At 46.8% G+C, this 25,098-nt stretch carries 18 protein-coding genes; 11 read left to right on the top strand and 7 right to left on the bottom strand.

Annotated elements, in window-relative coordinates; translation table 11 throughout:
• Positions 1-7 precede the first annotated feature (7 nt).
• The 7 genes from AF331_RS19055 to hutG all read left to right on the top strand — a co-directional run bounded on the left by AF331_RS19055 (position 8) and on the right by hutG (position 9,509).
• Entirely contained in the window at positions 8-2,497 is a 2,490-nt protein-coding gene (locus AF331_RS19055; RefSeq protein ID WP_053429597.1) for a PIG-L family deacetylase, read from the top strand.
• Between the two features lie 461 nt (positions 2,498-2,958).
• Positions 2,959-3,432, top strand: a complete 474-nt coding sequence (locus AF331_RS19050) for a hypothetical protein (protein ID WP_053429596.1) — start codon at positions 2,959-2,961, stop codon at positions 3,430-3,432.
• 135 nt (positions 3,433-3,567) lie between these two features.
• The gene (hutP, locus tag AF331_RS19045; protein WP_053429595.1) at positions 3,568-4,014 is read left to right on the top strand and encodes a hut operon transcriptional regulator HutP; all 447 of its coding nucleotides are present in this window, start codon (positions 3,568-3,570) and stop codon (positions 4,012-4,014) included.
• A gap of 109 nt (positions 4,015-4,123) precedes the next feature.
• Positions 4,124-5,653, top strand: coding sequence for a histidine ammonia-lyase (gene hutH / locus AF331_RS19040; protein WP_053429594.1), 1,530 nt, complete (start codon positions 4,124-4,126; stop codon positions 5,651-5,653).
• On the top strand, positions 5,646-7,319 hold the full coding sequence (gene hutU, locus AF331_RS19035) for a urocanate hydratase (protein WP_053429593.1): 1,674 nt from the start codon (positions 5,646-5,648) through the stop codon (positions 7,317-7,319). The genes hutH and hutU overlap by 8 nt, the downstream gene beginning before the upstream one ends.
• A complete protein-coding gene (hutI, locus tag AF331_RS19030) occupies positions 7,316-8,584 on the top strand; it encodes an imidazolonepropionase (RefSeq protein WP_053429592.1) in 1,269 nt (422 codons plus the stop codon). The genes hutU and hutI overlap by 4 nt, the downstream gene beginning before the upstream one ends.
• On the top strand, positions 8,568-9,509 hold the full coding sequence (gene hutG, locus AF331_RS19025) for a formimidoylglutamase (protein ID WP_053429591.1): 942 nt from the start codon (positions 8,568-8,570) through the stop codon (positions 9,507-9,509). Before hutI ends, hutG begins: the two co-directional genes overlap by 17 nt.
• Before the next feature lie 30 nt (positions 9,510-9,539).
• Here the strand turns inward: hutG and AF331_RS19020 are convergent, their stop codons facing one another.
• Positions 9,540-9,860 carry a hypothetical protein gene (locus tag AF331_RS19020; protein WP_053429590.1) on the bottom strand — a complete coding sequence of 107 codons (321 nt, stop codon included), beginning with the start codon at positions 9,858-9,860 and terminating at the stop codon, positions 9,540-9,542.
• 533 nt (positions 9,861-10,393) lie between these two features.
• Between AF331_RS19020 and AF331_RS19015 the strand changes: the two genes are divergently transcribed.
• Together AF331_RS19015 and AF331_RS19010 are read left to right on the top strand one after the other, a co-directional pair.
• Positions 10,394-11,272, top strand: coding sequence for a helix-turn-helix domain-containing protein (locus tag AF331_RS19015; RefSeq protein ID WP_053429589.1), 879 nt, complete (start codon positions 10,394-10,396; stop codon positions 11,270-11,272).
• 27 nt (positions 11,273-11,299) lie between these two features.
• Positions 11,300-11,974, top strand: a complete 675-nt coding sequence (locus tag AF331_RS19010; RefSeq protein WP_053429588.1) for a hypothetical protein — start codon at positions 11,300-11,302, stop codon at positions 11,972-11,974.
• 79 nt (positions 11,975-12,053) lie between these two features.
• On the opposite strand, the gene AF331_RS19005 is transcribed toward AF331_RS19010, so the two are convergent.
• From AF331_RS19005 to AF331_RS18985, 5 genes are all read right to left on the bottom strand, one after another.
• Positions 12,054-15,173 carry a S8 family peptidase gene (locus tag AF331_RS19005; protein ID WP_053429587.1) on the bottom strand — a complete coding sequence of 1,040 codons (3,120 nt, stop codon included), beginning with the start codon at positions 15,171-15,173 and terminating at the stop codon, positions 12,054-12,056.
• 208 nt (positions 15,174-15,381) lie between these two features.
• Complete coding sequence (locus AF331_RS19000; RefSeq protein WP_053429586.1) at positions 15,382-16,440, bottom strand: C40 family peptidase; 1,059 nt, start codon at positions 16,438-16,440, stop codon at positions 15,382-15,384.
• Positions 16,441-16,653: 213 nt separating this feature from the next.
• A complete protein-coding gene (locus tag AF331_RS18995; protein WP_053429585.1) occupies positions 16,654-18,774 on the bottom strand; it encodes a CDP-glycerol glycerophosphotransferase family protein in 2,121 nt (706 codons plus the stop codon).
• Positions 18,775-18,957: 183 nt separating this feature from the next.
• A complete protein-coding gene (gene tagH / locus AF331_RS18990; RefSeq protein WP_048015264.1) occupies positions 18,958-19,767 on the bottom strand; it encodes a teichoic acids export ABC transporter ATP-binding subunit TagH in 810 nt (269 codons plus the stop codon).
• Between the two features lie 18 nt (positions 19,768-19,785).
• The gene (locus AF331_RS18985; RefSeq protein ID WP_048015263.1) at positions 19,786-20,607 is read right to left on the bottom strand and encodes an ABC transporter permease; all 822 of its coding nucleotides are present in this window, start codon (positions 20,605-20,607) and stop codon (positions 19,786-19,788) included.
• Between the two features lie 454 nt (positions 20,608-21,061).
• Between AF331_RS18985 and tagD the strand changes: the two genes are divergently transcribed.
• Positions 21,062-21,460 (top strand): glycerol-3-phosphate cytidylyltransferase, encoded by a 399-nt coding sequence (tagD, locus tag AF331_RS18980; protein WP_048015262.1) that lies wholly within the window; start codon positions 21,062-21,064, stop codon positions 21,458-21,460.
• Positions 21,453-22,625 (top strand): CDP-glycerol glycerophosphotransferase family protein, encoded by a 1,173-nt coding sequence (locus AF331_RS18975; protein ID WP_048015261.1) that lies wholly within the window; start codon positions 21,453-21,455, stop codon positions 22,623-22,625. The genes tagD and AF331_RS18975 overlap by 8 nt, the downstream gene beginning before the upstream one ends.
• Before the next feature lie 97 nt (positions 22,626-22,722).
• On the opposite strand, the gene AF331_RS18970 is transcribed toward AF331_RS18975, so the two are convergent.
• Entirely contained in the window at positions 22,723-25,092 is a 2,370-nt protein-coding gene (locus tag AF331_RS18970; protein WP_053429584.1) for a CDP-glycerol glycerophosphotransferase family protein, read from the bottom strand.
• Positions 25,093-25,098: the final 6 nt, after the last annotated feature.

The following is a 25,098-nucleotide window of genomic DNA, read 5'->3' as shown; positions in this document are numbered from 1 at the left end:
CATGAACATGAAGAAACTGATTTGCCTCCTGATCGCCTTCTTACTCGTCCTTCCGATGAATCCTTTGGCCCGCGAAAATGAGGATCCAGACCTTTGGAGTGCCCTCAAACCACTTGAGACCACTGTGACCTTCCTGAATACGGGAGCGCATCCCGACGATGAACGGAGTGATTTCCTCGCCTATCTCTCCAGGGGTCTGGGCGTGAAGACATCCAGCCTCATTGCCAACCGGGGTGAAGGCGGCCAAAATGAAATCGGTCAAGAGCTCGACAATGCCCTTGGCATCATCCGTTCGAGGGAAATGATTGAAGCAGCAAAAGTGACAGGCGTAAAAGCATACCACCTCAGTGAAACCACCTCTGATCCCATCTATGACTTCGGATTTTCGAAGACTCCAGACGAAACCCTCTCCAAATGGGGGGAAGACCTTACCTACGAGCGGTTGATCCGCTTCATCCGTACCTATCAGCCTGATATCGTGATGCCGTCTTTCCGTGATGTCGATTCTCAGCATGGGCATCATCGGGCGATATCAATCCTGACCCAGCGCGCATTTGAGGATGCAGCTGATCCGAACGTTTACCCAGAACACCTTGAAGAAGGTCTGTCCCCTTGGAAAATCAAAAAACTATACTTACCAGCAGAATCAAAAGAGAGCGCCACATCATCGATTGAAATCGGCATGCTCGATGACATCTACGGGAAATCATATCCTCAAATCGGAGAAGAATCCCGTTTCCTCCATAAAAGCCAGGGAATGGGTAGCGAGATCCCAGTGGCCCCAAGACAGGTGCACCTTGAACTGGTGAAATCCCGTGATGCATCCTCAGGGAAGGATCAGCTCTTTAAAGGGATTCCTTATGAATTCAACGAATGGGCAGCGGAGCTTCCAAAGAAAGAAAAATCTCTCGTGAAGCAGTATCAAAAGCTCCAAGGCCAGCTCGAACGGACGATTTCCAGCTATCCTGATCGTTCTGAAGCATTCCGGGAGGCTCAGAAATCCTTGAAGCTCGTAGAAAAGGCAACCAAGATGACAAGGAAGGCCAAGCTGGATTCAGGGTTGAAGGAAGACCTCCTCCATAAGCTGTCCCTGAAGGAAGAACAGCTCATGAATGTAAGCTACTTGTCTTCTGACCTTGACGTTCAGGCAACGTCGGAATCTAACGTGCTGACAGGCGGGCAGCAAGTGAAAGTGGAAGTGAACTTGAAAAACGACGGCAAGCATGTTCTGAAGAATGCAGACGTCACTCTGGATACCCCTTTTCACTTCTCCAAAAAAACAAAGAAAAAGAACCTGAAACCGGGTGAAGAACGAACGTTCACCTTCAAAGTGGATGTGCCTGAAGATGCGGAAACATACCATCCATACGAAGAGCCGGTCATTCAGGCATTGGTCACATTCCGTTCCGGTTCAGTGGAAACGGTGAAGAAAGAGGAATTGAACGGGACCATCGCCGTCCTTCCCGATGTCGGTCTCACCATGAGCCCGGAAGACCTTGTCGTGAACACGGCGGATGTGAAGACAGACGTGCCGGTCAGTGTCGAAGTGACCAACTACAAGCAAGGAAAATCAACTGCCGCGGTATCCTTAGACGTCCCTGAAGGCTGGACCGTCACGCCTTCATCAGTAGACATACATTTTAAGGATCATAAAGAGAAAAAATCAGCCGACTTTGTCCTTCACCCTCCTGCAGAGATCGAAGAAGGAGATTTCAAGGTAGAGGCACATGCAAACGTCGACGGGAAAACGTTCGGAACCACTGTCCAGGAAATCACCTACAGTCACATCGGTACGTTTTACTACCAGTATGATGCAGGAATCAATGGGGTTTCGTTCGAGCTCCTGACCCCTGAAGGCATGAAGGTAGGGTATATCGAAAGCGGATTCGATCAGGTGGCTGACTACCTGTCCAATGTCGGAATGGATATAACGAGATTGACTGATAAGGATCTAGCTTCCGGCGATCTATCCGAATTCGATACGATCGTTACGGGGATCAGGGCTTATCTCTCCCGTGATGCACTCAATGAGAATAACGACCGGCTGAAGGCGTACGTGGAGGAGGGGGGACATCTTGTCGTTCAGTATCATAAACCGAATGATAGATGGGACGCGGCCACAACGGCACCTTATCCCCTCACGATCGGCAATCCGTCCATTCGCTGGAGGGTGACGGATGAAAATGCAGACGTCGAGATCCTTAAGCCTGAATCCAGCCTCTTCTCCTATCCGAATGCCCTTTCTGAGAACGACTGGGACAACTGGGTACAGGAAAGGGGTCTCTACTACCCGATGGATTGGGATAGCCGTTATGAAACGTTCGTCCGCATGAATGATCCAGGGGAAGAATCATTTGATGGAGGGATCCTCATGGCGCCTTACGGAGAAGGTACCTATCTTTATACCAATCTGGTCTTCTATCGTCAGATACAAGGTCAGGTTCCCGGAGGCTACCGCATCTTTACCAATCTCCTGAGCTATGGTCAAGGAGATTGATCGGAGGATCTGACTAAGGTCCACGTGACAAAATGGGGCTGAGACAAACGTGTTTGATGGGAAAACCCGGATTCAATTGCCTGCGATGAGGCAAAGAATTCGGGTTTTCCATTTGTTCATGAACACTACGATTTCATCATGTCCAGCGGTTGATTGGAGTGCAAGATGGAGGTTCCTTCATGAAGAGTAGTTAATTTGAGATCCCACAGGCTTGCGGAGCCGCGAAAAGCGGAGTCTTGCACGGAACTCATGAGTGGTATAAAGAATCTATACGGATCATGTTCGTCATGATAGGGTCCCCTTTTTGTTTTATTCGAACACCATTTTTCATATTCGGCGGCAAAAATAGCATTATAAAGTAAAAAAATACTAGTATGTTTGTAAAAGAAGGAGGAAAAAACTCATAATATGTAGAATAAACCAAAAGTAGTAAAATATTACTAGTTATAAAGGAGGATACAATGGCAAGAGAATATCTGATTGTTTTCGAAGAGTATGACCTGACGAGACGCAAAGCCGATTGGAAAAATAAGCACCTGCTCCTCTTTGAAGGAAAGCACTACAAAGAAGGGATTGTCTCCATCTGCAGGCCTCCCGGATTTTCACATCCTCTTAAAGGGATCCTATACTCAAACTTCGTGATGGAAACGATGGGCTGCACCCTGTATGCCCTCCCGATCGCTGAAGGAAGCTCCCTGTCATTCAAATGTGTGGATATCGACGCAAACACGATCATCACGTGCAAGCTTATCGTGGAGAAAACGCATACGATGACACGGTTGAATATCCTGCCTTCCCACCCGCATGAAGAACCCCTCGATGACGAGATGAAAAGTGATATACTCTCATTCTTCAGTTTGAAGACCGATGCCAGAACGGTCACCTTCCAATGGAAGCCCAATGTGTATAAAAGAGGCAAAAGCGTAGGGGAATAAGGCTTTACTCCGCTACCGAACTACCTCTCTAAGTTTCTAAAATCCCGATGATTTCCGTTGACCCAGGCCGATATCCTACATACAATGAAGATAGTTATTAGTATGTTTAGAATTTTCTCTCAAGGTGATGACTCCATGAAAACAGCAGGGAATACCCGGATCGGCAAGAGTGCCATGCTCCTTCTCCTCACCGAGAGGTCTGAAGAGGATTGGAATCGCCATTTCAACGAACTGAACTGGAGCTACTGTACCGGCAGGATCGGATCAATGGACAGCCAGAAGATCGTCGCGGCCATCGAGACCGCTGCAAAGCGGAGTGATATCGTCCGAGAAGACCTGTACCGCGAGATGCACGCTCTTTACCATGCCATCATGGAAGCACTCACGGGCGTCACCAGGGGCCACACCCAGCTGGGAGAGATCCTCAGGACAGTGGGGCTGAGCTTTTCGGTCGTAAGGGGAACGCCGTATGCCCAGGAAGAGGAAGGCGAGTGGATCGCCGTCGCTCTCTACGGGACCATTGGTGCCCCGGTGAAGGGACTTGAACATGAGACGATCGGTCTCGGAATCAATCATATTTGAATAAGAGCCTATAGAAATCAGTCAAAAGGAGGCTCGGTCAAGGACAGGATTCTGTCTTTGACCGAGCCTCCTTTTCATGTGGACAAACAATTATAACGAGGTGATCATGATGGTGGAATTGACAGGTTGCTCCCTGACGTTGGCTCAGGCAAAGCAGGTGATCGATGAGAAGGTGTTCGTCACCCTATCGCAGGAAAGCATGGACAGGGTAAAGAAGAGCCGGGAAGCGGTTGAGCGGATCGTGAAAGAAAAGCGGGTCGTCTACGGTATCAATACAGGATTCGGAAAATTCAGCGATGTGCTCATCGATCCCGAGGATGTGGAAGAGCTCCAGCTGAACCTCATCCACTCCCACGCATGCGGGGTAGGGGATCCGTTCCCTGAAAACGTCTCGAGGGCGATGCTCCTCTTGAGGGCGAATGCCCTGCTGAAAGGATATTCGGGCGTGCGGCCCGTCATCGTTGAGCGATTGGTGGAGTTCCTCAATAAGGAAATCCATCCCGTCGTTCCACAGCAAGGATCACTCGGTGCAAGCGGAGATCTTGCCCCCCTTTCCCATCTCGCCCTCGCCCTCATGGGAGAAGGGCAGGTGCACTACCGCGGCGGGATCCACGACACCCTGACCGTCCTTTCAAAGGAAAACATCTTCCCGATCCAGCTCCAGGCCAAAGAGGGCCTTGCCTTGATCAACGGAACACAGGCCATGACGGCCATGGGGGTCATCGGTTATCTGGAAGCAGAAGAACTCGCCCATCAGAGCGAGCTGATCGCAAGCCTCACGATGGAAGGGCTGAGGGGGATTACCGATGCCTTCGATGAAGATGTGCATCTGGCCAGGGGCTACACGCAGCAGGTCGACACGGCCTCGCGGATCCGGAGCTATCTCCAGGGCAGCAGACTGACGACGAGGCAGGGTGAGCTCAGGGTCCAGGATGCTTATTCCCTCCGCTGCATCCCCCAGGTGCACGGAGCTTCGTGGCAGGCCCTCGACTATGTGAAGGAAAAGCTCGAGATCGAAATGAACGCGGCAACGGATAATCCCTTGATCTTTGAAGACGGGGAGAAGATCATCTCGGGAGGAAACTTCCACGGTCAGCCAATCGCCTTTGCCATGGACTTCATGAAGATCGCTGTTGCTGAGCTTGCCAATATCTCCGAGCGGAGGATCGAGCGACTCGTCAATCCGCAGCTGAGCGACCTGCCGCCGTTCCTCAGCCCTGAGCCCGGCCTTCAATCGGGAGCGATGATCATGCAGTACTGTGCCGCCTCCCTTGTATCGGAAAATAAAACCCTGGCCCATCCGGCGAGCGTTGATTCCATCCCGTCGTCGGCGAATCAGGAAGATCATGTGAGCATGGGGACGATCGGTTCCCGCCACGCCTATCAGATCCTCCAGAACACCCGGCGCGTCGTGGCCATCGAACTCGTCTGCAGCCTTCAGGCAGTGGAGCACCGGGGAGTGGATCTCATGGCACCGACCACGAAGCGCTTCTACGATGAAGCACGCAAGGTCATCCCGAGTATCACCAAGGACCGTATATTCTCGAAAGATATCGAAGCCGCAGCTTCATGGCTTCAATCCATTCAACTGCACACCATCATTTCGAATGAGACGAAGGAGGAAACGACCAATGGTTAAAGCGGATAAACGAATCGTACGCGTCAAAAAAGGAACGGAGATCGAATGCAAAGGGTGGGAGCAGGAAGCGGTCCTCCGCATGCTCTACAACAATCTTGATCCCGAAGTGGCCGAAATTCCTGAGGAGCTCGTCGTATACGGCGGGATCGGGAAGGCTGTCCGGAACTGGGAATCCTTCGATGCCATCGTCCGCTCCTTGCGGGAACTGGAGAATGACGAAACCCTCCTGATCCAGTCCGGGAAGCCTGTCGGGAAATTCAGGACCCATACAGCAGCCCCGAGGGTGCTACTGTCCAACTCCGTCCTCGTACCGAAATGGGCGGACTGGGATCACTTCCACGAGCTCGATAAGAAGGGGCTCATCATGTACGGCCAGATGACGGCGGGAAGCTGGATCTATATCGGGACACAGGGCATCCTTCAGGGAACATACGAGACGTTCGCTGCCCTTGCCAAAAAGCATTACAACGGATCCCTCAAGGGCACCATCACCCTGACGGCCGGGCTCGGAGGTATGGGCGGCGCTCAGCCCCTTGCCGTCACCATGAACGGTGGGGTCGTCATCGCCGTCGATGTGGATGAGGAACGGATCGATAAGCGCCTGGATACACGTTACTGCGATGTAAAGACAGATTCCGTCGACGAAGCCCTCCTCATGGCCCATGAAGCCCGTGACAAAGGGGAAGCGCTGTCCATCGGCCTTCTCGGGAATGCGGCAGAAGTCCATCATGAACTTCTGCGCCGCGGGGTGAAGATCGATATCGTCACCGATCAGACGTCGGCGCATGATCCATTGAACGGGTATGTCCCGGAAGGCTACAGCCTCAAGGAAGCGGCAGAGCTGCGCGGCTCCGATCCGAAACGCTATACGGATCTTTCCAAGAAGAGTATGGCGAAGCATGTGGAGGCGATGCTCGAGTTCCAGAAGCGCGGAAGCATCGTTTTCGATTACGGCAACAACATCCGTCAGGTCGCCAAGGATGAAGGGGTCGAGGATGCCTTCGCATTCCCCGGCTTCGTCCCGGCCTATATCCGTCCGCTCTTCTGCGAAGGGAAAGGACCGTTCCGCTGGGCAGCCCTCTCAGGTGACCCTGCAGACATCCACCGGACGGACCGCCTGATCAAGGAGCTCTTCCCAGAGAATGAGGCCCTCAATCGCTGGATCGATATGGCCCAGGAGAAGGTGGCATTCCAGGGCCTCCCGTCAAGGATCTGTTGGCTCGGATACGGAGAACGCGTGAAGATGGGCCTTGCCATTAATGAGCTGGTGAAGAACGGGGAGCTGAAAGCGCCGATCGTTATCGGACGGGACCATCTCGACTGTGGGTCCGTCGCTTCACCGAACCGGGAAACCGAAAGCATGATGGACGGAAGCGATGCAGTCGGTGATTGGGCAATCTTGAATGCCCTGATCAATACGGCGGCTGGCGGTTCATGGATTTCCTTCCACCACGGCGGTGGAGTCGGCATGGGCTACTCCCTCCACGCCGGGATGGTCGCTGTCGCAGACGGTACGGATCTCGCGAAGGAACGGCTGGAACGGGTGCTCACCTCGGATCCGGGGATGGGCGTCATCCGTCATGCAGATGCAGGGTATGACATCGCCAACGAAACCGCGGAAAAACACGGAATCCATATCCCGATGAAGAGGGGGAATGAAGAATGACATACGATCTGATCATCGAACATATTGGCGAGCTTCTTACCATGGAACATGGGGAGGGGCCGATCAGGGGAGAAGACATGAAGCACCTCCCAGTGAAAAAGAACGCAGCCATTGCCATCAAGGATGGCATCATTGCCTGGATCGGGACACAGGAAGAGGCAGCAAGCCTTCATGCAAAAGAACGGATGGATGCAGGAGGGAAACTCGTTTCCCCTGGACTCGTTGATCCCCATACCCATCTCGTATTCGGGGGATCGAGGGAGCACGAAATGGCCCTGAAGCAGCAGGGCGTCCCGTACCTCGAGATCCTCAAGCAGGGCGGAGGCATCCTTTCCACCGTCGGCGCCACAAGGCAGGCGACGGAGGAAGAGCTCCTAGCCAAGGCGAAGTTCCATCTCGACCGGATGCTTTCCTACGGGGTCACCACGGTCGAAGCGAAATCGGGCTACGGCCTGGATAAGGATACCGAGCTGAAGCAGCTCAGGGTCGCCAAGCAGCTCAACCACGAGCATCCAGTCGAGATCGTCTCGACGTTCCTCGGTGCCCACGCCATCCCGCCTGAATACAAAGGAGAGCCGGAGGCATTTTTGGATGCCATGCTACATCTGCTGGAAGACATCGAAAAAGACGAGCTTGCGGAATTCGTCGACATCTTCTGTGAGACGGGGGTATTCTCCGTGGAGCAGTCAAGGGCTTTCCTCCTGAAAGCAAAAGAGAAGGGCTTCTCCGTGAAAATCCATGCGGATGAAATCGATCCTCTAGGCGGTACGGAAATGGCCGTCGGGATCGGTGCCGTCAGCGGCGATCACCTCGTCGGGGCATCCCCTGAAGGCATCAAGGCCCTCGGGGAAGGGAATACGATTGCCGTCCTGTTACCGGGCACGTCGTTCTACCTGAACAAAGGGAAATATGCGAATGCAAGAGGCATGATCGAGGCAGGGGCCGCCGTCACGCTTTCAACGGATTTCAATCCGGGAAGCTCACCGACGGAAAACCTGCAGCTTATCATGAACCTCGCTTCCCTGCAGCTGAAGATGACACCGGAGGAGATCTGGAACTCCGTCACCGTCAATGCGGCCCATGCCATCAACCGTGGAGACGTGGCCGGGAAGATTGTCGTCGGCAGGAAGGCGGATATCGTCCTATGGGATGCGCCGAACCACCACTACATCCCGTATCATTACGGAGTCAATCACACGGCTGCAGTCGTGAAATCGGGCCGCGTCGTGTACCGCAGGAGAATCGACCATGAATATGCCTATTAAACCGGCAGGGCAGGCGGCATTCAAGGATCGTTATACCACAAAGGTCGCCGAGCTCCTGAAGCCGTGGGAAGAAGGGGAAAGGGGAGCAGCGGCCATCCTGGGCGTCCCCTTATCCAAGCCGTCCATTTCCCATTCAGGGGCAAGCTTCGCACCGGGTGCGATCCGGAACGCCCTGAATGGATTCACCACCTACAGGATCGAGAGCGGGCAAGATCTCACTTCCCCCATCATCGATTTTGGCGATGTCGTCATGCACCCGACCTCCATAATGGAATCACATGAGCGGATCACCACAGCCGTCCGTCAGGTACTGACTCAGGAAGCGGCACCGTTCACGATCCTGCTCGGAGGGGATCATTCCATCACCACCTCCGCAGTCAAAGCTTTTTGCGAAGAAAAAGGGACGGTAGGGATCATCCAGTTCGATGCCCACCACGACCTCCGGAACACAGAGGATGGCGGACCCACCAACGGGACCCCGTTCAGAAGGCTGCTACAGGAAGGGATCATAAAGGGAGAGAATCTCATCCAGATCGGCATCCGCAACTACAGCAATGCAAAAGCCTATCATGAATACGCCCTCGATCAGGGTGTGACGGTTCATACAATGAAAGACGTAAGGGAGAGGGGGACGGCAGAACTTGTCCGCCAGGGAATCGAGATGCTGAAGGGGCGGGTTGACGTCATCTATCTGTCCGTAGACATGGACGTCCTCGATCAATCCTACGCTCCAGGCTGCCCTGCCATCAGTCCAGGAGGCATGAACCCTGAAGAGCTTCTGGAAGGCCTCCACGAGGCTCTGAAGCACCCTGGTGTCAGGGCCATGGATATCGTGGAGATCGACCCTACGCTTGATTTCAGGGATATGACGAGCCGGATCGCAGCGCTCCTTGTAGTGGAAACGGCAGCGCTCCTCAACACATAAGAAAAGGCGGCCCATGAGGACCGCCTTTTCTTATACCATGCTTTCGCGCTGTATGTCATAACCTGAATGAACTTCTTTCATTCCGATCACCTTCAGGAAGTGGTGGAGCTTTTTCAGACAGCCCTTCTCCAAATCCCCAACGACATCAAACAAATCAATGACTGCACATTTTTCTACCTTTGGAAACGACAAATGCTTAGGCTTGAGGGCTTGCTGATGATTCTCGATCGGATACGTGGATGCGAGTGCCTCCCCGACCTTGCAATCACCTTGCAAGAACTCAAAATGGAACTGAATCGACAAATCAATTTCAGAATATAGAGGATTTACTTTCATGCTTATGCTATTCATCATGAAGCCCCCTTTCTTTTATTGTACTTTTATACTACCACACCTTAAAAACAAGGGGATTTTGGCTCAGTAAGGTATATAATTGATGCATCTTTGATTTTGGGTAAATATGTTCTGTTTTTGAGTATTTATATAACTTTAGGCATATTTACAAACGAAGATTAAACAAAAGAAAAACGCTCCCATAAAAGGAAGGCGTGAGTACAGTTATCTTTATAACTAATAAATGTTTTCTGGAAGTTCTTTCAAGGGCTTAATCACTGCAGCACTTGTGGTACCTGCAAATCCAAGCGCCAATACCATCGTGGCTACTGTAATTATAATATATTTCTTCATAGTGCTTTCCTCCTTGTTCTTTGATTTTATAGAAAGATAAAAAATCAATTAAAGGTGTTATAATAATTAAAACACATTATTAAATTCTTTCTAACTCAACTGAGAATTATAATATCACAATTTTTTAGTGTATTTCATGGACTTTCGGTGCTTTTTATCTAAAAATATAACTTTAGGCATATTTAGGAGAGTGTAGAATGGATTTTGCAGCTGTAGGTAAAAAAATTAAAGAACTGAGGAAAAATAGTGGCCTGTCGCAGGAAGAATTGTCCGAGGGTGTATGCACTCAAGCGCAAATAAGCAAAATAGAAAAAGGGTTAGTTTTTCCATATGCCTCTACATTGTATCAAATCTCTCAAAAGTTAGGTGTAGATGTAAACTATTTCTTTGATATAGGTACAACTCCACGTCTTGATTATGTACAAGAAGTGTTTGAGCAGTTACAAATAATGAGAAGAACTTACAGATTTAGAGAAATGATTGATATTGTAAAAGCGGAAGAGACAAATCCATTGTTTACTCAAAATAAAAAAAATCTTCAGCTTCTCCTGTGGCATAAAGGTATTTATTTATATGAAGTAGAACATAAAAAAGATGAAGCGATTGAAATATTAAATCAAGCAGTTCATATCACTGACTTAAAGGGAAAAGTGATGCAGGAGAGAGAAATAGAGATATTACTTACAATGGCTACTATTTATTTTAAAGAAGATATAAATTCTGCCTTATCTTTATATGAAGAGGTAATTAGGCATCTACAAGTACTTCCGCATTTGAATGACTACACCATAAAAACAAAACTTTATTATAATATGGCAAGGGTTTTAACTAGATTAAATCGGTTAGATGAGTCTAATGGATATTGTGATGAGGCCATAAAGTGGTGTCTGAAAAAAGACAGTATATTTCTTCTCGGGCAAATACATTATCAAAAAGGATACAACTTGGAGTTAGATAACCAACTAGAGAGTGCAAGAAAATACATGGAAAAAGCTTTAATTGTATTTGAAATTCAAGAAGATTATAAAACTGTAGATTTTGTCAGAGAGAAGATTAAGCAATTTTCAAATATTTAAAATCCTCAAAAGATCTGAGTGATCCCAATGACCACCAACAAACCCTTCAATCTATCAAAACTCATCTCAGTCTTACTACTCGCCGCAGGAGTCGTCCTGCTCACCACCGCCCTTTATTTCACCGTGCAGTCAGTCAGGGAGCTTGTGTATCAGAATGGAATAGAAAAGCGCTATTCGTTCCAGTCACCGGAGGATACGGAAACGGTTCAGGTATTCCATGGGGTGAAGGTGCAGACGTACCGGGATGGCCCTGAGGTGCTCCTGGAGCTTCAGGAAGAGGAGCGGGCCAAGGTGAAGGTGCCAGGAGACCAAACAGATGAAAAGAGCGACATGAAGGCGTTCAAGGGCATTGTCCAGTACAAGCTGATGAAGGAAAAGGAAACCGGGGAAGAGTGGTTTATTGCGGCCCTCCGATTGACGCCGGAAGCCATGAAAGAGGGCGACCAGAAGTTCCAGACGTTCCGGATCAATGAAAATGGCGTCGTGAAAAAGTCGACCTTCTCATCGGGTGCGAATTCCAAGCTCGAAACCCAGTGGATCCGGGGGCTGACAGAAGATAAAATCGGATATCACACCAGTCTTCCTTATCAGGATCACCCGGTGTTGACATTGATTTCAACAGCAATTGCAGGCTTAGTTTCACTGTTAGTTGGCCTTCGCTTACGGAAACGGGAGAAAGCCAGGAAATACGAAGCAGCATGACATTGGAGGAAGAAGGTCCGGTGTCTTTTTTATGCAAAGAAAACCGCTCCGGGTATGGAACCCTGGAGCGGTTTTTGGATTATTTCTTCTTCACCGTCACGTTTTTCGCTTTGCTTACGTTGCCTGCTTTGTCCTTGGCTGTGACGGAGAGGACGGTCTTTGCCTTTTGTTTCTTGATTTTGAAGGTGAATTCACCTTTTTTGTTGGCTTTGGCTTCACCGAGTTTTTTGTTCTTCACTTTGACTGTGACGGTGGCACCGGCTTCAGTCTTGCCTTTGACGGACGTGCTTTTGTCGTTGACGCTGTTCACCTTGGGTGCAGCTGGTGGTGTTTTGTCTGCTACCTTCAAGTTCGTGCCTTTGCTCGTATTGCCTGCGGCATCGGTCGCGGTCACGACAACGGTGGTACCTGCTTTTTGTTTCTTGATCTTAAGGGTGAATTTCCCTTTGGCATCGGCTTTGACTTTTGCGATCTGTTTGCCCTTCACCTTGGCTACGACCTGGGCTTTTGCTTCGGTTGTGCCGGTGATGGAGGTGCTCTTATCGCTGATTGCTTTTGCCTTTGGAGCGGCAGGTGGGATCACGTCGATGACGGTCACTTTTGTTTCAGAGCTTTCTTTGTAGCCATCCTGTACGGTTACGTAGAGGACCGCGTTCTCTTTTTGTTTAGGAATCTTCACTTTGAATGAACCGTTTTTATCGACTTTCCCTGTTGCGATGACTTTACGGGAAGCATTTTTAATATTCACTTTCAGGTTTGCCTGGGCCGTACCTGACAGGGTGGTATCTTTATTGGTCACTTTTTTCACTTTTGGTTTATCTGGTGCTTTTTCTACGACTTGTTTCACGGATGTCTTTGCATTGCCGTTCGTAATGACGACGGTCAGGATCTGATCGGTTTTCTGAACCGGGATGGCAACGCTGTAGGAGCCGGATTTAACGGTTCCTTTGCCGAGGGATTTCTTCCCGTTCCATACTTCGATGGTAGATCCGTTCTTGGCTTTACCTGTAACGGCTTTTGAGTTATTAAGGATCGGATTGATGGTTGCCCCCAGGTCAAGTGTACTGACGGCACTGAACGCATCCAAGCGTCCATATCCAGATACGTGATCGTAACCAGGCGGTAAGACCTCGACAGGGTATGGACCATCTACTTCTTCATCCCAATAGTCTTCTTCTCCGGTATACGGGTTATCCTGTTCGTCGAAAGCGACATCGACGGCTGTCTTGTTTAAGAGTGCTTGCACTTCAGAAGCCTTCATCGTTGGTTTCTGAGAGAGGAGCAGACCGGCTACTGCGGCAACATGTGGTGTCGCCATGGATGTTCCGCTCATGTAAGTGACATTCCCGTCTGGAAGGAGGGCAGGGATGTCCGAGCCTGGCGCTACAAGATCCAACCCTTTTCCGTAATTCGAGAAATCGGAAACGATATCAAATTTGCTGGTTGAACCGACTGCGATTACATATTTAGAAGAACCAGGGTAGTTCAGTTCCTCCATCCCGTCATTACCGCTTGCAGCTACGATGGTCACGCCTTTGCCACTTGCGTAACGCAGGGCATATTCAATCGTACGGCTGTATCCGCCTCCAAGGCTAAGGTTCAGCACCTTGGCTCCATTATCGGCTGCATACATGATCCCGGCTGCAATCTGTTCGGTATCCCCGCCACCGGATGAATCAAGAACCTTGATCGGCAGGATTTCAGCATATGGATTGATCCCGGCCATGGAGTAATGGTTATCGGACTTTGCAGCAATGATGGAGGAAACATGTGTCCCGTGGCCATTGTCATCCATTGCATCATCGTTTCGATCCACAAAATTGTATCCTTTGTCTACAAGGACATTACCCGAAAGATCGGCAAGGGTGTGATCAACACCAGTATCAGCAACGGCAATCACAGTTTTGTCTAGTTTCTTATTTTTCAACAGTTTCTCAAGGGCTTCATACCCGATATCGCTGCCTTTTTTCTCGCCGTTATTTAAAGACCATTGATGCTCATACTGAACGTCTGCGGACAGAGCCGTGTAGGTCTGGACCTGCTCTACGAATTCGACTTCAGGAAGTTTGGCGATTTGATTGGCGGTCGTCTTGGAGCTTGCCGAGAATCCTTTACCATTATTCTTCACTTCCACGACAAGGAAACGGTCTGATTTCAATTCTTTTTTTGATAAGTCATCCACAGATTTAATTCCGTAAGACTCTACTTTGGATTTGACGCGACTTGTCGGCTGACCGTCCTTCACTTTCACAATCAAGCGGGAAGGATCAGCGGTTGAACTTGTCGTACTGAGACCAGCTTTTGAGACTACTTGCGAGACAGAAGTGCCGGATAGCTTTGAAAGATCCACATTCTTAACGGAGTTTTCAAGCTGGGTCTTCAGGGGACCCGGTACGGCATCATGGGCAATCGCGTACAGGTTGCTGATGGCTTCCTGCTCTTTGTCAGAAATGGCATACGTACTTGATCCGCCGTTCTTCGCTGTGTCACTCAAGAGATTTTTCAAAGTGGACAGGTTTGCATACACGTCTTCACGCAGGTTTTTATCAAACAGCATTTTAGACGTGATGAATGGAGCTGACTTATAATAAACAGCCGTCAGTTCTTTCCCATTATCTGTTTTGGATAGGAGGTTCTCACGGATCGAACGGAGGTCGGATAAAATCACCTTTCCGTTTTTCTTTTTCTCGACGCTGAGCTCTGCAGGGCATTCTTCTCCTACGGCCCCATTGGAAGGTGGAAGCGACACGCCGTCGTAGCTGATTTTATAAGGGTTAGGCAACAGATTGCCGTCTTCATCCTCTTCTACATAGCTTTCCAATTTAATATAGTAAGGGCCGACCCACGAGATCGGGAAGTCGATAGACGCGGTTTCCTGATCGTAGGAATAGCCTCTATATTGTTCGAACGTATTGTCATCGGTGGCATTTTCGAGGCTTGAGTAAACACTCATGTTCACCTCAGATTGGGATTCAAGCTTGATTCTCAGATGAGTGAATTGTTCGACAGTATCATTTCCAGGGGTGATCTTATACCACTGAACATGATCATCATCAGTGAAGCTCCCTTCTGTTAATTCCGACATGGCAAGCGGTAATTCTTCAATAACCGTTGCGGCGTTTGCTTGAGGGAGCTGTGGCAGGCAAACACTGAAAATCACAATCAAAGCTAGTAAACTCTTGATCAACTTTTTCCTCATAGTATCCTCCAATATCCTATTAGTAAAATCAATTAATTAAACCACATAACTCTCTTAATTGGAATATATTTCTTGACGTAAAAGCGAAATATTATTCGCCAAATAATGACACCTTTACATACGACAAAACCGGTTGCCAAGGGCAACCGGTTTGCACTGCCGGGTAGTACATTTCCATACCTGTTGGGAACATAGTACCGGGTAGTGTTTAGAGACTGTAAAAGCGTTTGAAGCTGTCGAATTTCGATTTCCAATAAGAGTTGTTCAGGCTGGAGATTTCGACGCCGTTGTCACCCGCGTGGATGAACTGATTGTTGCCGACATAGATCCCCAGATGGGAAATACCTTTCTTGTATGTATTCGAGAAGAATACGATATCACCGATTGCGGGTTTGTCGACATAGTATGAGCGGCTGTAGTATCCTTCTGAAGAAGTTCTGGACATACTGACGCCTGCCTGGTTGAAAGCATAATAAATGAATCCGCTGCAATCGAAGCCGGCAGTGGTGGACCCACCCCATACGTAAGGTTTACCGATCTGTCCTTTTGCTGCTGAGAGAAGGCGGTTGACGTCAAAAGAAGTAACCGTATCTTCTTTAGGAACTGATGGTGTAGGAGCCGGTGCTGGAGAGGGAGAAGAACCTCCGTTGACCTTAAGTGTCTGCCCAACGTAAATCATATTCCCGGACAGTCCATTAAGTTTCTTAAGCTCGCTCACGCTCATGCTGTAGCGCAAGCTGATGTGGGAGAGAGTATCCCCTGATACAACCTTGTAAGAGCCTGTCGCGCTGTTTCCGGGTGCCGGTGAAGGCTTGGAAGGTGTCGGTGCAGGAGCCGGGGTGGAAGAACCAGATCCACCGGATGAAACCGATAGTTTTTGTCCCGGGTAGATCAGATGACTTGAGATTCCGTTCCATTTCTGCAGTTCGCCGAGTGAAATGGAGTGGCGGTTGGCAATGGCAATCAGCGTATCCCCAGATTTGACCGTATAGGTTTTAGCTGGCGAAGACGGAGCCGGCGCTGGCGCTGAAGGTTTAGACGGTGCAGTGGAGGCTTTTGCCGTCACCTTAAGGACCTGATTCGGGAAAATCATGTCTGATTTCAGATTGTTAAGCGATTTCAAGTTCGACACAGACGTATTATACTTACGGGCAATATTCCATAGGGAGTCTCCTGATTCTACTTTGTGCGAACTTGCCGCGGCAGCAGATGCATAGGTAGAAGACAGAACGGCGGTAGCAGCAAATGTTACAATCGTTTTTTTCAATGGGTTTCTCCTTCTATGTATAGATTGATAGTTTTTTGTCATTTTACCATAAATTAATAGAAAAAAGGGAGTAAAATCACCAAAAATGTAAAAAGAAATAGTACTTTGGACTGTGTTATCACAACGTGCCGAATGACGGAAGAGCAATTGGGAGGGGGACGGGAAAAATCGACAAAAAAGGACGCAGGGATCACCTGCGTCCTTTACCCACATTTATTTCGTTTTAAACACTTTTTCGACAACTCGTTTGCTTGCCTCTCCATCTTCGAGGTAACAGAACTTCTGATAAAATGCGTCAAAGTTCGTTTGGGATGCTGGATCCGGATGCTGAATATGGCGGATCACGTCTTCGGTGGTCTTTACCAATGGACCTGGTGCTTGTGCTTCAAAGTCGAAGTAGAACCCGCGAAGCGTATCGCGATAATTCTCGATATCGTACACATAGAAGATCATCGGACGGCCAAGATTTGCATAATCGAAGAACACAGACGAATAATCGGTAATCAAAAGATCAGAGATGAGGTACAGCTCGCTGATATCCGTATGATGCGATACATCGTACGCAAATCCGGCAAACGGAGTGATGTCCAGGTTCTCGGCAATCAGGTAGTGCATGCGGAGAAGGACGATATACTCATCCCCAAGTTCTTCCTGCATCTTATCAAGCTCCAGCTTAAGGTTGAACTTGTATTTACCCTTTGCATAGAACTCATTGTCGCGCCACGTAGGTGCATAGAGAATCATCTTTTTATCCAAAGGAAGTTCAAGGCGTTCTTTCAACGAGTTCATCGTTTCAGCATTATTCGCATTATGAAGGAAATCATTCCGCGGATAACCGGATTCAATCATATCCTTCTCAAAGCCGAACGCCCTGGCGAATATCTCTGAAGAATAACGGTTCGGTGAAATCAAGTAATCCCAGCGGCTAGACTCCAGCAGGAAATTCTTCTTGTATTTTGCCGTGTTGGTACCAGGCATATGAACCTCGTCCATGTCGGCCGCAAGGCGTTTCAGCGGTGTACCATGCCATGTTTGCAGATAAGTCGTGTGACTTGGTTTTGGTATCCAAATCGGCAGCCTGCTGTTGGAAACCCAATATTTTGAACGGGCCATTTTGAAGAGCCATGGAATCGAGAAGCGATTGATCGTCTTGAGTCCCTTGCCTTCAAATACGGCAGCGCTCCGGGGATCGATGCTCCAGTACATATCGTACTCCGGATGATTCTCAAGCATATATTCGTATATGGCTCGGGGATTACAGCTGAACTGCTTGCCAAGGAAGCTTTCAAATACCACTTGTTTCTTTTTGGCCGGAAGTTTTCCTAAGAACGTAAAGGCAAGTTTATACGCTCTTTTGACCGTTCTTCCTCTCTTGACACGAACAAGAAAGTTCTTAGCCTTCCGAACTGTTTCTTTGAGTGCATTGTATTGGAACACCCTGATGGATAAGAAACGGGATTTTTTCGTCGGTTTTACACGCGCCAACAACTTTCTTCCGTTTGATTGAATGAAGACAGACTGGAATTCCGTTTCAGGATTCCTAGGGAAGAAAGGAAGCCGGTGACTTCTTATCTTGACCTCTTCGCCATTAATCACATTTGTATATTCAACAAAGAATTTGAAATAGGTATTCGTACCATCCTGGAAGAGTTCTTTTAGGTCAACGCTTCCATGAAATCCACTCTCTGTGAAGGAGAGTGCGGTATTTTGGAATAGCTCCCTTAAATCTTCACGATCTTCAGAAGGGAGTGGGATGATGACTTCTTCTTCTGTCTCTGTGCTTGAAATCACAAGGGTTTTATTAGCTGTAGTAATTCCCGGTGGCACGACAGAGTATCCTGAAAATGTTAACTCTCCATTTTCTTTCAGGTCAACGTGCTCAATGCGGCCAAATATTTCGGGAGCTGCAATTTTAAACGAAACATTTCCCTTTTTTGTACGATAGGGTATGAACATGTAATCCGATACGAAGAAGGAATGAAGTCGAATGTCTTCGTTGTTTGCTTTGATACGGACCAATTTCGGGTCTTCATGTTCTTCTTTGTGGGTTCGTAAGTACAAATCCCAGAATGTATTGGCCTTGAACGAGTCCAAGTATCCATCAAGAACCAATTGTCCTGACAAAATGGTAAAAGACTCTTCGGTGCTTACTTCTTTTGTTTCTATAGTCAAATAATGTTCAGTATCTCTTTCGAAGAGACATAATTCGTAATCGGTCAAATTTTCTATATAACGATCCAAAAGCGCAAATTCAACATAAAGCGTTTTTCCTGAAGAAGTTTCTTTTATCTGCAGGGTATGAATGCGCTTATGTTTCAGTTCGTATTCAGCCATTCGTGCTAGATCCCCTTCCGCCAATTATTCGTCCTTTAAACCTAAACGGTATTATATACGAATATAAAAAGAATTCAAACCCTATTTTTTAGTAGCATTTGCGATTTGCCAAGTTTTATAAACTATTTAGGCCAATTGTTCCGAAAAAAAGGACCCTTTATTCAATAAAGGATCCCCCATTCATTATGTGGACTGTACAAAGTCAGCGCCACTTTGTTTCCGCAACGCTTCTTCACGGAATTGTTTCTTTTCTTTTTTGGACATGGCTTTGTATTCCTTGAAGAAGTTTTCATATTGGGGAATCACTTCTTCCACAGGTCCGAACGCACGAACCTCCCCGTACTCCAGCCATAGGATCTTTTCGCAGAACTTCTTCATTTGGCCGATGGAATGACTGACGAAGAACATGGTCTTTCCGCTCTTCTTGAACTCATTCATTTTTTCAAGGCTTTTCTCGGAAAAAGCTTTATCCCCTACTGACAAGGCTTCATCGATGATAAGGATGTCTGGATCGATATGGACCGAAATGGCGAAGCCGAGGCGGGATTTCATTCCGCTTGAGTAAGATTTAACGGGCTGGTCGATGAATTTCCCCAGCTCTGAGAACTCTATGATTTCAGGTTCAAGTGCCTTGATTTCTTTTTTATTGAAACCAAGCATGAGGCATTTCAATTCAATGTTCTCGCGGCCGCTCAATTGATTATTCAAACCGGCAGAGACGGCGATCAGAGCAGTTTTCCCGTTCACCTCAACCGTTCCTGACGTTTCGGGTATGATACCTGCAAGGATATTCGCTAGGGTCGATTTACCGGATCCATTAACCCCTACGAATCCGATGATGTCTCCTTGTTCAGCTTCGAAGCTGACGTTACGCAGACCGTAGAAGTCTTCTCCGAAGCTTTTTGGAGTGATCATATCGAGAATGCGTTCAGATTGTTTATTATAAAGCTTATATTTTTTGGTTACATTTTTGGCAATGACTGATTTAGGCATTGTATCCACTACTTTCTATTATAAGAAATCGACGAAATGTCTTCTGAACTTCACATGGATATAAGAACCAAAGATGAAGAGGACCAGTACTAATCCCCAGAAGTACAGAGTATATTGGTAATGTTCGATGAAATACCATCCCTCTCCAAGGAGGGCACTCCTATATCCTTCCACTATATAGTAGAAAGGATTCAATTTCATAATCGTAACAAGCCGGTCACTTAATAAGTCTTCCATATTCCATAGGATCGGCGACATATACAGAAGCATCCTCACAACAGCTTGTACGACCATCTGGACGTCCCGGATCATCGTGGACAACGTCGACGTAATCAGGGAGAGGGCAAAAATGACAGCCAATACGGATACCATAAAATAAGGTAGCTGCAGATAGTACACACTCACCGGAAAACCCATGAACTGGAACAGGATGATGGTAATCCCGGTCAAATAAAGATGCGGGTAGAACTTGGACAGGATCACATATGATGGAATGGCACTCATGGGAAAGCTCATTTTAGAGAGCATCCTGATCCTGGTATAGACGGACTTGGAAGAATGCGTGATGGCGGGACTGATGAAGAACCATACCACCATACCTGCAAGGAGCCAGATGAAGAATGGGACGTCATGGACATCGGCGCGTCCTTGGCCACCATTTTTCAGCCCGTACCCGAATACAAACCAATAAATGGCGATCTGGATTCCGGGATTGATCAATTCCCAGAGCATACCCAGGTAATTGTTTTTATTATTGCTTTTCAGTTCATATAAAGATAGCCTCTGGATCAAATAGAAGCTGGTAAATTGTTCTTTCAAAACGGTTAAGGCAGATTTCATAAGTTTTCCTTTCTTATGTTCACATTGTGAAAGTATACATTGCGTTTAATCGTTGGTCATGACTATTCTGCTATAAAAGCGGGAAATCTTCAATAGGTAACTTTCCATCAACCCTGTAATCTTATTTAACGATAAAATGTCGCCATTGTAAAATTCTACTCTAAAGGGAACAAATGAAATCTGGAAAGTTTATAAAGTGGTGTCAATTTTTAATTTTGTGGGTATTGTATGTAAAATGTTCAACTATTTTTCACAGAAGTCAACTTGCTAAGTTCCTTTGTCTCAGTTAAAATTGAATGTATTGGGCACTTACAATTTTCGACAGTTATTTATTACGAGATTGTAAAGTTCCTATAAACTATTCGTAAAGTACAGCATGTATAATGAGCAACAATGGTTTAAGAAACGTAAACGAAATTGACTATAGAGATTATCATTTTGGAGGGATTTAGTAATGAAGAAGGTCATCACTTATGGAACCTTTGATTTGTTGCACTGGGGACATATTAATCTACTAAAAAGGGCCAAGCAGTTGGGAGATCATCTGACTGTCGCCATCTCATCAGACGAATTCAACGCAATCAAGAACAAGAAATCATATCATAGCTTCGAGAACAGAAAAATGATTCTTGAGTCCATCCGATATGTGGACGAGGTCATTGCTGAAAACGACTGGGAACAAAAAGTATCCGACGTTGTGAACCGTGACATCGATGTATTTGTCATGGGGGATGATTGGGAAGGAAAGTTTGACTTCCTTAAGGAACATTGTGAAGTCGTGTATCTTCCTAGGACGATTGGAATTTCTACTTCAAAGATCAAAAACGATCTTTTCACTGTGAATAATGGCTAGAGAAATGGCCATAACCTTATATCTGATTGTCTTCAAAACGATCTTTGCATTGGCGAAAGGATTCCCCATCAAGAGGAAAGTCGTCTTTGTGGTTTCGTTCAGCGAGAACAATCAGCGTATATGGAAAGAAATGATGCGGCAGGATGTCCCTTGTCGCGTCATTTTTTTAGCTACAGATAAAATGCATCCAATTTTCTCGAGGGAGAAAGAAGCAGAGACCCTTCTGTTCGAGGTGAAGCATCCGGTTCAATTCTTGAAAGGGATCTATCATCTGGCAACGTCCAAAGTGGTATTAGTTGATAACTACTATGGCTTCATGGCCGTATCCGACTTTAAAAAAGAAGTAACCTGCATCCAGTTATGGCATGCTAATGGCGCAATCAAGAAATTCGGCCTTCAGGATCCTTCTAACGAGATGAGATCTGCAAAAGCCATTTCCCGGTTCAAGAAGGTGTACGCCAAATTCAACAAAATTATTGTCGGATCGGAAGCCATGGCTGATATTTTCAGGGAGGCTTTCGGGGCGAAGGAAGAACAGTTTGCCCGGACAGGTATCCCAAGAACAGACCCATTTTTTGATAAACGGAAGCAACGAAGGATCGTTGATAAATTATACGGGAAGTTCCCCTATTTAAAAGGAAAGAAAGTGGTCTTGTATGCGCCGACCTATCGTGAACAGGACCTTGTAGCATTCAAGCTGCAGCTTGATCTTGAAAAAATGGTGCCATCGTTCTCTGAAGATATGATCCTGTTGGTGAAGCTTCACCCTGCTGTTCGAGGCAGAATGGTTATTCCGGATGAGTTGAAGGATAAGGTCTTTGATGTATCCACTTATGCAGGAATGAATGAACTGCTTTTTGTATCGGATGTCCTCATTACCGATTATTCGTCCATTCCGTTTGAGTATTCACTCCTCAGAAAGCCGATGATCTTCTACTTGTACGATCATGAGAGCTATCTCTTGGAAAGAGGGGTATGGGAGGACTACAAAACATCATTGCCAGGACCTGTAGCGTATACGACAGAGGAAGTAACCCGCATACTGCTGGAGGACCCCTTTAATGAAGAAAGTGCCTCAGTGGCTGAATTCTGTGAGAAATGGAATCAGTATAGTCAAGGTCACTCAAGTGAAAATGTAGTGAGATTGATCAATGATTGCCTGTAATAAGATGATCTTCCAAATGTGGAGGATCATTTTTTTGTGTCTGAACGTACCGTTTTTCAAAAAAAGCCATCCTACTGTGTAGGATGGCTTAAACGGTTCAGATGATTTGTTCCTTTTTCAGGAATTCCAGGATCCTGGTCGTATTCTGACGATCATCGAATTCATTGATGCGTCGATAATTTTCGGTATAGATTTGATCAAGCACATAATCGTTGTCGATGGCCTCTTTCACAATCGAGAGGAGGTCGTCGACGGAATAGGCGATGGGGCCGGGTGCGTTTTCGTCATTAACCGGCGGGATCGCTTTGTACTGACGGATCAGATAGTCCTTCTCTTCCCAATAGAAGATCGGGTAAGCCCCCCTGAATTGAGCATCATAGATGGCTGAAGAATAATCTGTGATGAACACATTGGATATCTTTAGCGCTTCGGACGGATTATCCGAGATGATGTGTTTGTATTCGGGCATATTGTTATAAATGAACTCAGAGAATTTATTGTGCGGCACAATCAACAGGCGATGCAATAGATTCTGCTGCTCAAACGCTTTTATGACCTTCATCAAGGTCTTATAGTAGGATGTTTCTTCAATGCGGTTATTATAAACCAATCCTTCTTCCCAATACCGATAAGTAGGCATGAAAGCAATCTTATCCGCATGAGGTTCAAGTTTTGCGTAGTCAAAGGTAGCCAATCCAGTCAAAATCAGATCGTCACGATCATATTTCATCTTATAGAATTCACCGGCTTCAAGTTCAGAGCTGATGACGGATTTATACATATTATAAAGGTTCTTATCTTTGTGGAATCCAAATGCCATCGGATTATCAACCGGTTTAGCAAACATGATCCCGTGCTGAAGGAAGATAAGAGGGACCTGCATGATCCTGTTCCGAAGGCTGTCAATGTAGAGTCTGTCGTTCAACAAATGATTTGAAAGTTCGCTCGAGATGAAATAGTTTGCGTTGAAGATGGAAAGATAGTGCTTATAACTATACTTCTCAATGACGTTCTTCCCATAGGTTTTCTTCATATAAGGATAGTGCGCAGAATTCTTGTTCAAAATGAAGAAATTATCGGATCCGGTTGGATTTGCTTCCATTACCTTCTCAAATACCCTGAATCCGGACTCATCTGCTTTGTCACTTTTCTTTTCAAAGTATAAGTTTGTATTTTTGCTTCCATTGGTGAATTTGGACATGAATTTGGCAAGTTTCACTTTCAATCGGCTTCCGAGAGTGTACTCTTCGGAAAATGGGACGATCGTGGAGGTGAGGTTCCCCTTCAGGTTCGTACGCAGAACATGGAGAAGATCCCCGCGCTTCTTAAAGGTAAGAGTCTTCACTTTTTGATCCTTATATTTGAGCTTTAAGCTGTGAAGGAGCCGATCCTCGCTGCCAACGTAGAGATTATTATGAATGCGCTCATTAATATCAAGTTCAGCCATGGGAACCTTGAAGAATCCGTATCTCTTAAGGATCTTTACGTTTTTAAATGGTCGTACAAAACGTGTAAGTCGGTGTTCAGAGTTCCTGATATACAGATAATCGTACTTTTGATCGGAATTCCGGGCATAATGGGTGAACCGCCCATAGATGTAGAAAGCATCTTTAGTGGATAATACACGAAGCTTGGGAATATGCCCGGTGACATTATAAATATTGCTTTTCCCCAAGTAGACTCCGCCTTTTTTCAGGTAGATATAATAGCGGGACTTGTTGATTACGATGATGGATAGTAGATGCTCCCCTTTGAATTCCTTCGCCACTGTCTGTTTGAAGATTTTTTTGGGGCTTTTCTTTTTGATCTGGCTGAAATTAACGATTTTTGAGGTCCCCAGGGACGGAAGCTCAATCTGAATTTTATTCTTGCTCATCAGTTGAAGGGAGATATCAGGATGCTCCTGCAACACATTGAGTAACACCTTGGCAATTTGGATACAACTGTTCAAGTGATCATATGTTACGACGAGATGATACTGAAGATAACTCACTTTAGCGAGTAGGGTGAAGCGTTTGTCCTCTTCAATGTCTAGGAAGTTCAACCCGACGTCGATGGTGTACACCAATTCATCTTTGTTAAAAAATTCATCTATAGACGCAATAAATACGTCATTCACTCCGAATAAGCCTAAACGGGTAAGCCCGATTTGATTGACGGTAAGCAGGTCAGTGAAGTTTTCGATGTTGAAGGGGTATGCGGCAGTAGGCACGTTCATGCTACTCAGGTCTTCTTTCAGTACATAGATAGACTGGTCGAAGACATATACATATAGTCGACTGGTGCCCAGCTCATGCTCAAGGAGGACTTGATTTTCTTCTTGATAATCAAGACAGCGGACGGCTTCCCCGTCTTTCAGTTCTTCCAGGTTCATTTTGATGAAGTCATTTTGCTCCTTCATATAGATATGAATGATATCTTGGTTCAATTCGATGATTTCAATAGCATTTGTATAGACTTTACTCATAATACA

The organism is Rossellomorea marisflavi (assembly GCF_001274775.1).
Classification (GTDB): domain Bacteria; phylum Bacillota; class Bacilli; order Bacillales; family Bacillaceae_B; genus Rossellomorea; species Rossellomorea marisflavi.
Note: the sequence above shows the minus strand (reverse complement) of the source record. Positions and strands in the feature narration are given on the sequence as shown.

Coding starts and splice junctions, on each gene's coding strand:
- hutI (WP_053429592.1), top strand. CDS start 7,316: ATGACATACGATCTGATCATCGAACATATTGGCGAGCTTCTTACCATG.
- AF331_RS19055 (WP_053429597.1), top strand. CDS start 8: ATGAAGAAACTGATTTGCCTCCTGATCGCCTTCTTACTCGTCCTTCCG.
- AF331_RS19050 (WP_053429596.1), top strand. CDS start 2,959: ATGGCAAGAGAATATCTGATTGTTTTCGAAGAGTATGACCTGACGAGA.
- AF331_RS19010 (WP_053429588.1), top strand. CDS start 11,300: ATGACCACCAACAAACCCTTCAATCTATCAAAACTCATCTCAGTCTTA.
- tagH (WP_048015264.1), bottom strand. CDS start 19,767: ATGCCTAAATCAGTCATTGCCAAAAATGTAACCAAAAAATATAAGCTT.
- AF331_RS19020 (WP_053429590.1), bottom strand. CDS start 9,860: ATGAATAGCATAAGCATGAAAGTAAATCCTCTATATTCTGAAATTGAT.
- AF331_RS18985 (WP_048015263.1), bottom strand. CDS start 20,607: ATGAAATCTGCCTTAACCGTTTTGAAAGAACAATTTACCAGCTTCTAT.
- AF331_RS18970 (WP_053429584.1), bottom strand. CDS start 25,092: ATGAGTAAAGTCTATACAAATGCTATTGAAATCATCGAATTGAACCAA.
- hutP (WP_053429595.1), top strand. CDS start 3,568: ATGAAAACAGCAGGGAATACCCGGATCGGCAAGAGTGCCATGCTCCTT.
- AF331_RS18995 (WP_053429585.1), bottom strand. CDS start 18,774: ATGGCTGAATACGAACTGAAACATAAGCGCATTCATACCCTGCAGATA.
- AF331_RS19005 (WP_053429587.1), bottom strand. CDS start 15,173: ATGAGGAAAAAGTTGATCAAGAGTTTACTAGCTTTGATTGTGATTTTC.
- tagD (WP_048015262.1), top strand. CDS start 21,062: ATGAAGAAGGTCATCACTTATGGAACCTTTGATTTGTTGCACTGGGGA.
- AF331_RS19015 (WP_053429589.1), top strand. CDS start 10,394: ATGGATTTTGCAGCTGTAGGTAAAAAAATTAAAGAACTGAGGAAAAAT.
- AF331_RS18975 (WP_048015261.1), top strand. CDS start 21,453: ATGGCTAGAGAAATGGCCATAACCTTATATCTGATTGTCTTCAAAACG.
- hutH (WP_053429594.1), top strand. CDS start 4,124: ATGGTGGAATTGACAGGTTGCTCCCTGACGTTGGCTCAGGCAAAGCAG.
- hutU (WP_053429593.1), top strand. CDS start 5,646: ATGGTTAAAGCGGATAAACGAATCGTACGCGTCAAAAAAGGAACGGAG.
- hutG (WP_053429591.1), top strand. CDS start 8,568: ATGAATATGCCTATTAAACCGGCAGGGCAGGCGGCATTCAAGGATCGT.